This is a genomic window from Arthrobacter sp. PvP023 (genome assembly GCF_017832975.1).
Classification (GTDB): Bacteria; Actinomycetota; Actinomycetes; order Actinomycetales; family Micrococcaceae; genus Arthrobacter.
In genome coordinates, this window is the sequence record NZ_JAFIBI010000001.1 from 154,669 (window position 1) to 167,003 (window position 12,335).

General features: G+C 66.4%; 13 protein-coding genes. 6 read left to right on the forward strand and 7 right to left on the reverse strand.

The window, feature by feature from the left end; translation table 11 throughout:
• The first annotated feature begins 3 nt into the window (after nucleotides 1-3).
• A complete protein-coding gene (locus JOE31_RS00685) occupies nucleotides 4-762 on the forward strand; it encodes a DUF429 domain-containing protein (RefSeq protein WP_209741679.1) in 759 nt (252 codons plus the stop codon).
• A gap of 24 nt (nucleotides 763-786) precedes the next feature.
• Here the strand turns inward: JOE31_RS00685 and JOE31_RS00690 are convergent, their stop codons facing one another.
• Nucleotides 787-3,222 carry a phosphoketolase gene (locus JOE31_RS00690; RefSeq protein ID WP_209741680.1) on the reverse strand — a complete coding sequence of 812 codons (2,436 nt, stop codon included), beginning with the start codon at nucleotides 3,220-3,222 and terminating at the stop codon, nucleotides 787-789.
• 180 nt (nucleotides 3,223-3,402) lie between these two features.
• Between JOE31_RS00690 and JOE31_RS00695 the strand changes: the two genes are divergently transcribed.
• The 4 genes from JOE31_RS00695 (at nucleotide 3,403) to JOE31_RS00710 (ending at nucleotide 5,804) form a co-directional block, all read left to right on the forward strand.
• Complete coding sequence (locus JOE31_RS00695) at nucleotides 3,403-3,870, forward strand: RDD family protein (RefSeq protein ID WP_245199316.1); 468 nt, start codon at nucleotides 3,403-3,405, stop codon at nucleotides 3,868-3,870.
• Nucleotides 3,871-3,877: 7 nt separating this feature from the next.
• The gene (locus JOE31_RS00700) at nucleotides 3,878-4,522 is read left to right on the forward strand and encodes an RDD family protein (RefSeq protein ID WP_209741682.1); all 645 of its coding nucleotides are present in this window, start codon (nucleotides 3,878-3,880) and stop codon (nucleotides 4,520-4,522) included.
• Complete coding sequence (locus JOE31_RS00705) at nucleotides 4,515-5,087, forward strand: hypothetical protein (protein ID WP_209741683.1); 573 nt, start codon at nucleotides 4,515-4,517, stop codon at nucleotides 5,085-5,087. Before JOE31_RS00700 ends, JOE31_RS00705 begins: the two co-directional genes overlap by 8 nt.
• Nucleotides 5,088-5,204: 117 nt before the next feature.
• Nucleotides 5,205-5,804 carry a MarR family transcriptional regulator gene (locus JOE31_RS00710; protein WP_209741684.1) on the forward strand — a complete coding sequence of 200 codons (600 nt, stop codon included), beginning with the start codon at nucleotides 5,205-5,207 and terminating at the stop codon, nucleotides 5,802-5,804.
• 41 nt (nucleotides 5,805-5,845) lie between these two features.
• Here JOE31_RS00710 and JOE31_RS00715 read toward each other — a convergent pair whose 3' ends face one another.
• From JOE31_RS00715 to serS, 3 genes are all read right to left on the reverse strand, one after another.
• On the reverse strand, nucleotides 5,846-6,709 hold the full coding sequence (locus JOE31_RS00715) for an HAD family hydrolase (RefSeq protein ID WP_209741685.1): 864 nt from the start codon (nucleotides 6,707-6,709) through the stop codon (nucleotides 5,846-5,848).
• Nucleotides 6,710-6,906: 197 nt separating this feature from the next.
• Nucleotides 6,907-7,920 (reverse strand): hypothetical protein, encoded by a 1,014-nt coding sequence (locus tag JOE31_RS00720; protein ID WP_209741686.1) that lies wholly within the window; start codon nucleotides 7,918-7,920, stop codon nucleotides 6,907-6,909.
• 175 nt (nucleotides 7,921-8,095) lie between these two features.
• Complete coding sequence (gene serS / locus JOE31_RS00725) at nucleotides 8,096-9,376, reverse strand: serine--tRNA ligase (protein WP_209741687.1); 1,281 nt, start codon at nucleotides 9,374-9,376, stop codon at nucleotides 8,096-8,098.
• Between the two features lie 89 nt (nucleotides 9,377-9,465).
• Between serS and JOE31_RS00730 the strand changes: the two genes are divergently transcribed.
• Nucleotides 9,466-10,560, forward strand: coding sequence for a diacylglycerol kinase family protein (locus JOE31_RS00730; protein WP_209741688.1), 1,095 nt, complete (start codon nucleotides 9,466-9,468; stop codon nucleotides 10,558-10,560).
• A gap of 37 nt (nucleotides 10,561-10,597) precedes the next feature.
• On the opposite strand, the gene JOE31_RS00735 is transcribed toward JOE31_RS00730, so the two are convergent.
• The 3 genes from JOE31_RS00735 to JOE31_RS00745 all read right to left on the reverse strand — a co-directional run bounded on the left by JOE31_RS00735 (nucleotide 10,598) and on the right by JOE31_RS00745 (nucleotide 12,294).
• Nucleotides 10,598-10,807: a hypothetical protein gene (locus JOE31_RS00735; protein ID WP_043429215.1), complete on the reverse strand. Its 210-nt coding sequence runs from the start codon at nucleotides 10,805-10,807 to the stop codon at nucleotides 10,598-10,600.
• Between the two features lie 92 nt (nucleotides 10,808-10,899).
• Nucleotides 10,900-11,883 carry a prephenate dehydratase gene (gene pheA / locus JOE31_RS00740; protein ID WP_209741689.1) on the reverse strand — a complete coding sequence of 328 codons (984 nt, stop codon included), beginning with the start codon at nucleotides 11,881-11,883 and terminating at the stop codon, nucleotides 10,900-10,902.
• Nucleotides 11,884-11,967: 84 nt separating this feature from the next.
• Nucleotides 11,968-12,294 carry a rhodanese-like domain-containing protein gene (locus JOE31_RS00745; RefSeq protein ID WP_209741690.1) on the reverse strand — a complete coding sequence of 109 codons (327 nt, stop codon included), beginning with the start codon at nucleotides 12,292-12,294 and terminating at the stop codon, nucleotides 11,968-11,970.
• Between the last annotated feature and the right edge of the window lie 41 nt (nucleotides 12,295-12,335).

Here is a 12,335-nt window from a genome sequence, read left to right on the forward strand (position 1 = left end):
CCCGTGAAGACACTGGGCGTGGACCTCGCGGCGGCCACCAGGAAGACCGCGGCGGCAGTCCTTGACTGGACGCACGGCGGTGCACGGCTGGTCCACTTGTCCCTGGACGTCACTGACGAAGACATCGTGGAGCTGTTCAGCAGCACCGACATGACGGGCATCGACTGCCCCGTCGGCTGGCCGGACGCCTTCCTGCCCTTCATTGCCGGTCACCTGAACTTCGACGCCCACCCGGTGCTGGACCACGACGGCATCGAGGGCCGCCGGATCCTGGCCTACCGGGACACGGACCGGTTCGTCACCGGCGCCACGGGGCTGATCCCCCTCAGCGTCTCCGCTGACCGGCTGGCCCACCCCGCCATGCGCTGCGCGGTCATCCAAGCCAAGATCGCCCGGGACCACGGTCCGCAGGCCAGGGACGGGTCGGGCAGGCTGGCGGAGGTCTACCCGGCGGCCTCGCTGAAACTCTGGGGAATCCACGCCCGCGGCTATAAAGGACGCGGCGCCCCGGAAGCAGAGCGGCTGGAACTGATCCTGGACAGCCTGGCCCAAGCCGCGCCCTGGCTGGACCTGGCCGGATACCGTGATGCCCTCGCGGCCTCGGACGACATGTTCGACGCCGTCATCGCCGCACTCACAGCCCGCGCGGTCAGCCTCCGCCAGACTTTCATGCCGCCCGTAGATCACGCTGCCGCCGCCCTCAGCGAAGGCTGGATCCACGTGCCGTCAGGCCCGCTCGCAGCCTTGGCCGGGACCGGGTGACCGGTTCGGGCGACGCGTCCCGAGCTACCCGCCGAGCGCCCAGTCGCTGATCTCGGCCTGGTCTTCGCCGTGGCTGCGCGTGTGGTTGTGCGCACGGATACGGCTGTCCTGCAACGACTGGCGCAGCAGCGAGTGCCGCTCCGCCAGGCCGGGAACCCGGTCGATCGCGTCGATGGCCAGTTGGAAGCGGTCGATCCCGTTGAGCATGGCCATGTCGAACGCCGTCGTGGTGGTGCCCTCCTCCTTGTATCCCCGGACGTGCAGGCCTTCCTGGTTGGTCCGCAGGTAAGCCAGCCGGTGGATCAGGGACGGGTAGCCGTGGTAGGCGAAGATGACCGGCTTGTCCGCAGTGAATATGCCGTCAAAATCGCGTGAACTCAGCCCGTGGGGGTGCTCGCTGGAATCCTGGAGGCGCATCAGGTCCACCACGTTGACCACCCGGATCTTCAGCCCCGGCGCACCCTTCTTGAGCAGTTCAGCAGCCGCGACGGTCTCCACCGTGGGAACGTCGCCGGCGCAGGCGAGGACCACGTCCGGTTCCTCCCCCGGCACCTCCGAACCGGCGAACTCCCAGATGCCCAGTCCCCGCTGGCAGTGATGCGCGGCGTCGGCCGGTCCCAGCCAAGTAGGTGAGGGCTGCTTGCCGCTGACCACGATATTGACGTAATCCCGGGAAGCCAGGCAGTGCTCCATAACGGACAGCAGCGTGTTGGCGTCCGGCGGCAGGTAGACGCGGATCACTTCCGCCTTCTTATTCACTGCGTGGTCGATGAAGCCCGGATCCTGGTGCGAGAAGCCGTTGTGGTCCTGCTGCCAGACGTGCGAGGACAGGACGTAGTTCAGCGATGCGACCGGCTGGCGCCAGGCAAGCTCCCGGTGGACCTTGAGCCACTTGGCGTGCTGGTTGAACATCGAGTCGACAATGTGGATGAAGGCCTCGTAGCAGCTGAACACTCCGTGCCGGCCGGTCAGCAGGTACCCTTCCAGCCAGCCCTGGCACAGGTGCTCGCTGAGCACCTCCATCACGCGGCCGGCGCGCGCAAGGTGCTCGTCGACGTCGTCGATCCGGTACTGCCACACTTTGTCCGTGACGTCGTAGACGTCCTGCAGGCGGTTGGACGCCGTCTCGTCAGGGCCGAAAAGCCGGAAAGTCTCCGGGTTTTGGGCAATGACGTCCCGCATCCAGCCGCCGAGGGTGATCATGGCGCTGACCCGCTCAACTCCCGGCCGGGGCACCTCGACGGCGTGCTTGCGGTAGTCCGGCAGTTTGAGGTCGCGCAGCAGGATGCCGCCGTTGGCATACGGCGTGGCACTCATTCGCAGCTCCCCTTCCGGAGCGTTTTCCGCGACGTCGGTCCGGAGCCGGCCGCTCTCGTCAAAGAGCTCGCCGGGCCGGTAGGACTGGAGCCATTGCTCCAGCTGGGCCAGGTGCTCCGGATTGGTGCGGACCTCGGACAGCGGCACCTGGTGGCTCCGCCAGGTGCCCTCCACTTGCTTGCCGTCCACCTGTTTGGGGCCGGTCCAGCCTTTGGGTGAACGCAGCACAATCATGGGCCATTGGGCGGCGCCGGCGTCGTCTGCCGACGGGACCCCGGCGGCGCGGCGCTCCGCCTGAATGGCGCGGATCTCGGCGAGGCACGTGTCCAGGACAGCGGCGAAGTCACGGTGGGCCCCCTCGACATCGTCCGGGTCCGTCACCGTGACGAAGTGCGGCGTGTGGCCGTAGCCGCGCAGCAGTTGTTCCAGCTGGGCTTCCGGCATCCGGGCCAGGACCGTGGGGTTGGCGATCTTGTAGCCGTTCAGGTGCAGGATGGGCAGCACGGCGCCGTCGGCCACGGGGTCCAGGAAGTTGTGCGAGTGCCAGCTGGCCGCGAGCGGCCCGGTTTCGGCCTCGCCGTCACCGATCACGACGGCGGTAATCAGCTTCGGATTGTCGAAGACGGACCCGTAGGCGTGCGCCAGCGAATATCCGAGCTCGCCGCCCTCGCTGATGGAGCCCGGAGTCTCGGGCGCCGCGTGGCTGGGGATCCCGCCCGGGTAGGAGAACTGCCGGAACAGCTCAGCAAGTCCCGGTTCGTCGTTGCCCACGTTGCTGTAGATCTCCGAGTAGGTCCCCTCCAGCCACGCGTTAGCCACCACGGCCGGGCCGCCGTGGCCGGGACCAGCGATGAACAGCATCTCCTGCCGGTCGCGCCTGATGACCCGGTTGAGGTGGGCATAGACAAAGTTGAGCCCGGGGGTGGTGCCCCAGTGGCCCAGGAGCCTGGACTTGGTGTCCTCCGAGCGGAGCGGTTCGCGCAGCAGCGGGTTGGAGCGGAGGTAGATCTGGCCCACGGACAGGTAGTTGGCCGCCCGCCACCAGCGGTCCACGAGACCCAGGTCGCTGCTGTCGCCTGCCGAAGTCCTTGCTTCACGTGGTTTGGTGTCACTGACTGTGTCCCCACCGAGGGCGTTGGCCATGGCAGTCCTCCGTTTCCGTCAATGCCGCCGTCGGCAGCGTCCTCCCCCATCGCAACACCTTCACGGCACGGGCACAACCTACGGGCGGGGTGGGTTGTGCTGCCCATCGCGATGCAATAGACCCCGGTGTAGGGTCGGTTTGTTCGATTCGACGTTGGAATAAGGGGAACCCACGTGGCGATGGTCCATGAAAGAAGCACCAGGCTGGGCAACGGTGCGTCGGTGAAGGCAAGCGCGTGGCAGCAGTTCGGGGCATGGGGCGTGGATTTCGGCCTCATCGCCGTTGTGGCGGCTGGTGCCTACGGGGCAATGGCCGGTTCCGACGCAGGAACAACGGGCACGGCCGTGACGGCTGCCATCGCCGCCTGGCTGGTCACGCCATGGCCCTACGGGTTCTTCTGCCCCGGCGGCAGATCCCTGGGCGCCTTGGCGGCGGGCACACGCGTGGTGCGATTCTCCTCAGGCGAAAAACCAGGAATCTGGCGGTCCGGCTGGGTCATGTTTTCCCGCACGGTGCTTTTTCCGGTTGTTGGCCTGTTCCTGCTACTCGCCGCCGCAGGGGGATCCAGCCCCACGATGAACGGCCCCCAGGCCCGCCACATCACGCTTGACCAGCGGCTCCCCGCTGTTCCGGCCCCCGTCAACTAAGTCCGTCATGGCCACGACTGACGAAAAATTTGCCCGGAACACCGAATTGGTCGACCCCGCCACCGGACGCCCGGTCCGTCGGCACACCGTCTCCGGGGCGTCCTACGTGCCTAAGCCGGGTTGGCCTCACTTCTGGGGCCGGGCTCTGGATGCCCTCGTTGTGATGGCTGTTTCAGGAATCCTGATGGCAGTGCTGAACTCCTTGGTCCAGAATCTGGCACTCGGCTCAGTCTCACTGGCGTTGCTGTCCAGTGACGGGCTGTTCGTCGCAGCCCTCGCAGCCGTCTGGTTACTGGTGCTTTTTGCCTACGGCATGATCATGGGGACTACCGGCAGCCTGGGCGACGCGGCCGCCGGGATGCGTTCTGTCAGAATCGCGGACGGCACGACGTCGGGAGCCTGGCTGGGCGGCTGGCGCGCCGTCTGCTGGTCATTCGCACCCGCCTACATGCTGATGGCGTTCGCCTCCGCACTCGGAGGCGGCAGCGGGGACACCTTTGACGCGAAGTTCACTGCCGTGGACGTCCGGTCAGGCGTTGCCCGCGGGGCGGACCCGGTCCGGGATCCCCAGCTTGTTGCCGCTGAACAGCCGGCCGCTGGACAGCACGATCGGCTGCCCAACCTCTACGGCAACGGCAACCGGCGTGGCTGAACCCGGAAGGACCTGGCTGGCACGCCGGGCGGAGCGACAGTATGGGCAAGAACTGGGCCTGTTGCAGTACACGGAGCTGTCATGGCACGTCAGGTGGAAGCTCATGCCGTGGTTCATCGGCGCAGGCTTCGTCTTCGCCGCCGTAGCCGAGTTCACGGGCCAGCCGACGTCCTCCCGAGGTCCCGGACTATTCTCCAACCTCCCGCTATACGCTGTGGTGAGCATTCTCACGGGCTTGGTCCTCTGGTCGCTAACGCTCCTCTGGAGCTTCCGATGGATCCTCGTTTTCGACCGGGGCCTTCTCTACCGCTACAGCCAAAAGCACGCCGCAAGGGCAATCTTCTGGGAGGACATCGACGCCGGAACCCTTCGTTCCGTTGTTGCTCCGGCAGGAACGGACGCCGGGAGGCCTCTCCGTTTCTTCACCTTCACCACACGGAACAGCCCTGACCATCTGGTGGGCAAGATCCAGGAGGGCCTGAGAAATGCTGGCGGCCCGGATGCCGCATCCGCATTCCAAGCGCTGCCGCCCGCCGTCGTCCGTTCCGCGGTGTCTTTGGACTAGATGATGGGTGCATGGTCAGGAACCGCCGCCGCCAGGGTGGGCGGCGGCAGCGCGGAGATGTCCGCCTGTCACATTCCCGCTGCGCCCGGGCCGCCACCGGGTAGTCTGTGATCCACAATGTTCACGCTGACCATCAACCAAACGGACAGCCGGCGCGACGGCGACCGGGTGCCGCAGTTGCTCAAGGACCTGCGGCACATACCGGCGCGCCTTGACTTCGACCGGTCAGTTGAGGACGAGGTCCAGGGCATCGTCGAGTTCCCGCACCAGGCGGTGGAGGCGGCCCTGATCGCCCTTCGCTGCGGCAGCTGGTTCGTGGGGATCGGTGTTGGGCCGGTGAATGAGCCGCTGCCCAACCAGATCAAGGACGCCACCGGGCACGGACTGATCTACGCCCGCCGCGCCGTGGACCGTCTGCGGAACGGCAAGGAACGCGTCCCCGTTGCCGTTGACGGTCCGTTCGCCGATCTCGCCGCGGAAGCTGAGGCTGTCCTGAAGCTCCTCGGCCACATCGTGCATGACCGCAGCGCCGCAGAGTGGCGTGTCCTCGATTTGCTGACACCCGGCGTGCGGGGCCAGCAGAAGGCTGTGGCCCAGGAGCTTGGCATTACCACCCAGGCCGTCAGCAAGGCCGTGGCAAGGGCCCAGTGGAACGAGGAACACGCGGCCCGCCCGGCCGCGGCACGGCTGCTCCAGCTGATCCTCGAGGTCCGCTGAGCCCCGGCAGCCCCTTGGCCCGGCGCCCTGGAAGCAGCCGCTTAGGAAAGCAGGCTGCGGAGAACGTGCGCAGCGCCGTCGTCGTGGACGGACATGGTGACCTCGTCTGCAGCGGCAAGCACTTCGTCGGGGGCCTGGCCCATGGCGACGCCACGGCCGGCCCACGCAAGCATCTCGATGTCGTTGCGGCCGTCACCGATCGCCACCGTGAGGTGGGACTCGATGCTCAGGTGTCCGCGCAGGTGCTCCAGGGCACTGGCCTTGGTCACTCCTTCGGCGGCGATGTCCAGCCAGGCGGTCCAGCCAACCGAGTACGTGACGCCGGAGAGGCCGATGTGCTTGATCGCCTCGTTGAATTCTTCGGATGTGTTCTCTGAACTGAACACCACAACGCGGACAGCGGTGGCATCCAGCATGGTCTGGAAGTCCACGCCGATTGCCTCGACGCCGAAGCTTGCGTCCTGGAAGCGCTCGGTGGAAAGGAAGTTGCCGTGCTCGTCCTCCAGCGCATACTTGGCCATGGGCAGCCGCTTGCGGAGGGCACGGAGCGCCGGGCCCGGATCGAACGTGGCCTTGCGGATGACTTCGTAGCCGTCGGGGTGGGCCGGATCGAGCCGGAGCGTCACGCCGCCGTTGCAGCACACCGCGTAGCCCGTGTCGATCCCGATCTGCTCGATGATGGGCAGGGTGGCATTCAGGGACCGGCCGGTAGCGATCAGGACTTCATGGCCGGCCGCCACAACCGCCTGGGCCGCATCACGCACGGGAGCCGACATGTGGCCGTCATGGTTGACCAGGGTGCCGTCGACATCCAGTGCCACCATGAGCTTCTGTGCGGGGTCGTTCTTGCCGTTGTTTCGCTGGTCGTCGTTGCCAGCGACTGAGGTTTCAGTCAATGTTGTCATTCACCTAGTACAGCAGACGCCCCGGTACGCCCGCTAGGACGCACGCCACAGCCACTGTGAACTTGTGGTAAACACCCACAGCTTGTCCACACTGTGGGTGTTTACCGGTTGGTCACCCCGCGGCCCCGACCGCCCGCCCCAGGCGCCGTTCCGAAGCTTATTTGCAGGACCGGCCCCTGAGCGTTCGGATGCGCAGACTAGCGAGGGTTCCGCGGACGCAGCCCGGCTGCCAGGAGCTTGCGCCTCAAGAGTTCAGGGTTATCCACATCCGTCCAGCCCCAGCGCGCGAAGCCATAACCCAGGCCGCGGATCCGGTATTCGCGGAGTTTCTCGAGGTACACGGCTTCTTCCGCCGTGACACCGCCACGAAGGGCCGCATCCACGTACTTGCTCTTGCCGTCGAACTCCCCCACAACACCTTGCCTTGGCCACCAGAAGTCGCTCCTGCCGATGAAGCCATGATGGTCGCTGAAGACATGCTGAAGCGCCGGCTGCTCGAAGCCAAGATATTCAAAGGCCGCACGGCTGTACGACTCGCCGACGGACTCAGCCAACGGGCTGGCGAGTCCTGCAGTCAGTTCCGCACGACGCCGGGCAGCTGCGTGCGGGTGGGCGGCGATGCAGTCTGCAATTCCGGGCACGTCCAGAAGCCTGGCGTCAGCGGCCAGGACGCCCTCGTTGTGCATTCTTCGGGCCAGGCCATCAGCAACCACCAATGCATTGCTCAGCCTGCCCGACACCATGACATCCACCGCAGTCTGCACCGGCCCTGTGCACAGAAACTCACCATGTTGCACCGGCTCCACCACTGCTTTGAGGCAATACCGGAGCGGGTAAGAGCGTTTGTCCCGGACTTCCTTGGCCGTGCTCTCCTCGCCCAGCACCAGAAGCGGCGATCGCCTCGTCCCGCTGCGCCCGGGCAGGGTTGTGGCGAGCTCGACGCAGGCGGGGGTCTTGAGCGTAGGCAGGCCGCTGGCCAGGGCGGCTGTCTCCCCGCACAGCACGGCGCCCTTGACCGATCTGGCAACCGCCGCCGTCGACCACGCGAAGCGGTGCGAAGGGCGGGCACGGATCCAATCGGTGGTGCGCACGTAGAACCCGCGGCGGATCCGCACCAGCCTGCCAGCCCGGAACTCGCGGTGAATTGAATCGGTGCCGGCCCGTGTGCGCAGTACGGCGGCGGAGTCGATCAAGCCGGGCGGGATTTCCATGCCAACAGCTTGAAGCACCAGGCCGCAGGTGTCGCCGGAACCGGTGCGCTATGTGGAAGCGGCGGGGTGTGGAGGAAGAGTCATGCCGCCTCGAACCGGCGAATCCTAGGCTTGTACGCGCATCATGCCCGTGAAGGGCGGGAAATGCGGACAAGCCTAGGAAACGCGGCGCCGGCTACAGCACCGGCAGTACTTCCAGGCCACCCAGGTACTTCTGGAGTGCCCGCGGGACGTTCACGGAGCCATCCTCATTCTGGTGGTGTTCCAGGATGGCCACGATCCACCGGGTGGTGGCCAGCGTGCCGTTCAGGGTGGCGACGGCGCGGGTCCCCTTGGGGGCGCCGTCCTCGTTCAGCACGCGCTCACGGATGTTCAGGCGGCGCGCCTGGAAGGTGGTGCAGTTGGAGGTGGAGGTCAGTTCGCGGTAGGCGCCCTGCGTGGGCACCCAGGCTTCGCAGTCGAACTTGCGGGCCGCCGAGTTGCCGAGGTCGCCGGCGGCGGTATCGATCACCCGGTACGGGAGCTCGCACTTGGCCAGCATCTCCTCTTCCCACGCAAGCAAGCGCTCATGTTCGGCGGCGGCCTCTTCCACCGTGGTGTAGATGAACATTTCCACCTTGTTGAACTGGTGGACACGGATGATGCCGCGGGTGTCCTTACCGTGCGACCCCGCCTCGCGCCGGTAGCAGGAGCTCTGGCCGGCATAGCGGATAGGGCCGGCAGAAAGGTCCAGGATCTCGTCCGCGTGGTACCCGGCCAGGGCAACCTCCGAGGTGCCCACCAGGTACAGGTCGTCTTCCGCGAGACGGTAGATCTCGGCGTCGTGCTTGACGTCGAATCCGGTGCCCTGCATCGTTTCCGGACGGACCAGCGTGGGGGTGATCATGGGGATGAAGCCCGCGTCAATGGCCTGTTCCATGGCCATCTGAAGGAGGGCCATCTCCAGCCGGGCGCCCACGCCGCGGAGGAAGTAGAAGCGTGAACCGGACACCTTGGCGCCGCGCTCCATGTCAATGGCGCCGATCAGCTCGCCGATTTCCAGGTGGTCCTTCGGCTCGAAATCGGGGAACTCGCGGGGTTCGCCGACGGTCTTGACCACAATGTAGTCGTCCTCGCCGCCTTCGGGAACGCCGTCTTCAATCAGGTTGGGGATACCGCGGAGCAGTTCCTCCTGCCGGGCCTGGGCAACGTCCGCCTCAGCCGAAGCAGCCTTGACCGATGCGGCCAGGACTTTGACCTCTGCCAGCAGGGCCTGCTTTTCATCGCCCTTGGCCTGCGCCACCTTCTTGCCGAACGCATTCTGCTCGGCGCGGAGGTTTTCGAAGCGGATCAAAGCCGCACGCCTTGCCGCGTCCGCCGAGACGATCGCGTCCACCACGGACTCGTCGGCGCCGCGGGCGCGCTGGCTGGCACGGAACTTGTCCGGATTTTCGCTGAGGTCTTTTACGTCGATCACCAGACAAGAGTATCGAATCCGCCCGCCATGACGCGGTGGGCCGTACGGACGCCGGTGCGGACGTCCGCGCGGGATAGTGTTGGAGCACCATGAACGATTGGCTGCTCTACCTCATCCTTGCTGCGGCCCTGGCTTTCGCGGTCTCCAGCTGGTGGGGCGTGCGGCGGCTGAAGGCACTGCATACGCGCAGTGCCGTCCAGGAGGACACGCACCATCCGGGCATGGTGCAGCAGAAGGTGGCCGTGGTGATGAACCCGGTCAAGGCGAAATCGTCGGAAGCCCGCGCACTCATCCAGCGCGCCTGCCTGTCCGCCGGCTGGGAAGCCCCCCTCTTTTTCGAGACAACGGCCGAGGACCCCGGATACGCGCAGGCCGAGGCGGCAGTCGCAAGCGGGGCCGACGTCGTCCTCGTGGGCGGCGGGGACGGCACCGTGCGCGTGGTGGCTGAGAAGCTCGCCCGCACGAACGTGCCCATGGGCCTGGTCCCGCTGGGCACGGGAAACCTGCTGGCCAGGAACATCCACCTGGATGTGAACGATCTCCACGGCAGCATCCAGACAGCGCTCTTTGGGCACCAGCGGCACATCGACACGGCCCGCATGGGTATCAGGAACTCCCGGACGGGCGCCTCGTCAGAGCACGCATTCCTGGTGATTGCCGGCATGGGCATGGATGCCGAAGTCGTCGGAGACACCAACGACGGGCTGAAAAAGGCGGTGGGCTGGCTCGCCTACACGGAGGCCGGAGTCCGGCATCTGCCCGGGCGGCGCAAGAAGGTGTCCATCGCCCTGGACGACCAGCCGGAACAGTCCCGGAAGATCCGCAGTGTGCTGTTCGCCAACTGCGGCCTCATTCCGGGCGGCATCGACTTCATTCCGCAGGCAATGATCGACGACGGCATGCTGGACGTGGTGGTGATGAGCCCCCGCAGCGCCATCGGATGGATCGCGATGTACACAAAGATCATGTTCAAGCACAAGGGGAACCTGCCGGTGATGAGCTACTACCGCTCCGGCAAGATCGTCATCAAGTGCGCCGAGCCGGTGGCCACCCAGGTCGACGGCGACCCGTGCGGCGAGGCGACCGACGTTACGGTTCAGGTGGAGCCGCGGTCCCTGCTGGTCCGGGTTCCGGAACGCAAGGGCGGCGAAACGCCCGCAAGGGAAGCGTCGGCTCCGCAGTAGGCACCCCGGAGGGAAGCCGTCTGCGGAGACCTGGGACTTAGGCGCTGGCCTTCTTCTCTTCTGCCTCCGCTGCGGCCTTTGCCGCGGCACGGGCTTCGGACTGCTCACGGATCATGGCTTGCTCCTCTTCGAAGCGCAGGCGATCCGCCCTGTCCGCGTCGTCTCCGTCCCAGTCCTGGTTATCGGCAGTCGGCTTGGGATTGACAATCATTCCCTGACCGTCGTTGTCGCTGCTGGATCCTGACATGACCCGCTCCTTCCGGTAGAGGCCTTCCCCAATGGATCAGGCAAGCATACGCACTGCGGTGCAGGCGGGGAAGTACCCGGAAGGGCATTTGCCTAAGCTGTGGGCGAACCTTGCGGGGCATGAACAGGCTCGATCGATGCCCCTTTGAGTATCCCTGCCACCCATTCATGTGCAGCCTGGAATGCTTCGTCGGAGGTGTGCTGAGCCACGTCCGGGCTCTGCGCATCCGCCCGCGGGTAGGACCCCAGGAAGCGGGTGGCGGGGCTGATCCGGTGTAATCCCGCCAAGGCGTCGGCCACACGCGCGTCCTCCACGTGGCCGTCGGCGTCGATGCTGAAGAAATAGTGGCCAAGGTACTGCCCGGTGGGCCGTGATTCAATGCGGCTGAGGTTCACGCCGCGGGTGGCGAACTGGTCCAGGATCTCCATCAGCGCACCCGGTCGGTCCTCTGGCAGCGGAACCACCACGGTGGTCTTGTCCGCTCCGGTGCGGTGGGGCAGCGCGCCGGGCCGGCTGACCAGGACAAACCTCGTTACCGCACCCGGGTTGTCCCCGATGTTCTCCGCCAGCACGTGCAGTCCGGGCTGCTCTGTCGCCACGATCGGGGCGCAGATGGCGGCGTCGTAATGGACGCCGTCCGCGTCCAGCAGCCCCATGGCCCCGGCTGCGGTGGAGGAGGCCGGAATGTATTCCACATCAGGCATGTTCGCTTCTACCCAGAGCCGGCACTGGGCCCAGGCATGGCCGTGGGTGGAGACCCGGCGGATATCCGCGATTTCCACGCCGGGGCGGGCAACCAGGACGAAGCTGATGGGCACCAGCGCCTCCCGGACAATCCGCAGTTCCGCACCGGACGCGATGGCATCCAGTGTTGCCGTCACGCCGCCCTCCACGGAATTTTCGATGGGCACCATGGCGGCATCGGCGGAGCCGTCACGGACCTTGTCCAGCGCGGTGTTCACGTTGGATGAGGGGATGCGGACTGCCTCGCTTGCACCCGGCACCTGCATCAGCGCAGCCTCGGTGAAGGTTCCCTCCGGGCCGAGGAAAGTGTAGGTGACGGGTTGGGCGGGCATGGACTGTCCTTCGTGATCATGTCTAGGCCGCCCGGTGGGGCGGCCCATGGGGAAATGCTGGTGCCGCGTGTACCAGGGCGCGTGCTAGAGGATGACGGGCTTGAGGCCGTTGTCCGAAACCAGCGGCAGGCCCGACTCGAGCCATTGGTCCATTCCGCCGGCCACGTTGTAAGCGGAATAGCCCTGGCCCACGAGCCACTTGGCCGCCCGGAAGGAACGGCCGCCGGTGCGGCAGATGACGTACACGTCCTCGTCAGGGTCCAGCTCGCCGAGCCGGGCGGGCAGCTGGTCCAGTGGAATGTGCAGGGCACCTTCGGCGTGTCCGGCCGACCACTCGTAGTCCTCCCGCACGTCAAGGATTCTGGCGTCGGCGGGAACGTCGGTCACGGTCACGGTTTCGAAGTCGCTCATGGAAGTCCTCTCCGGAGAATGCAGGTCTGCCTCCAGCGTAG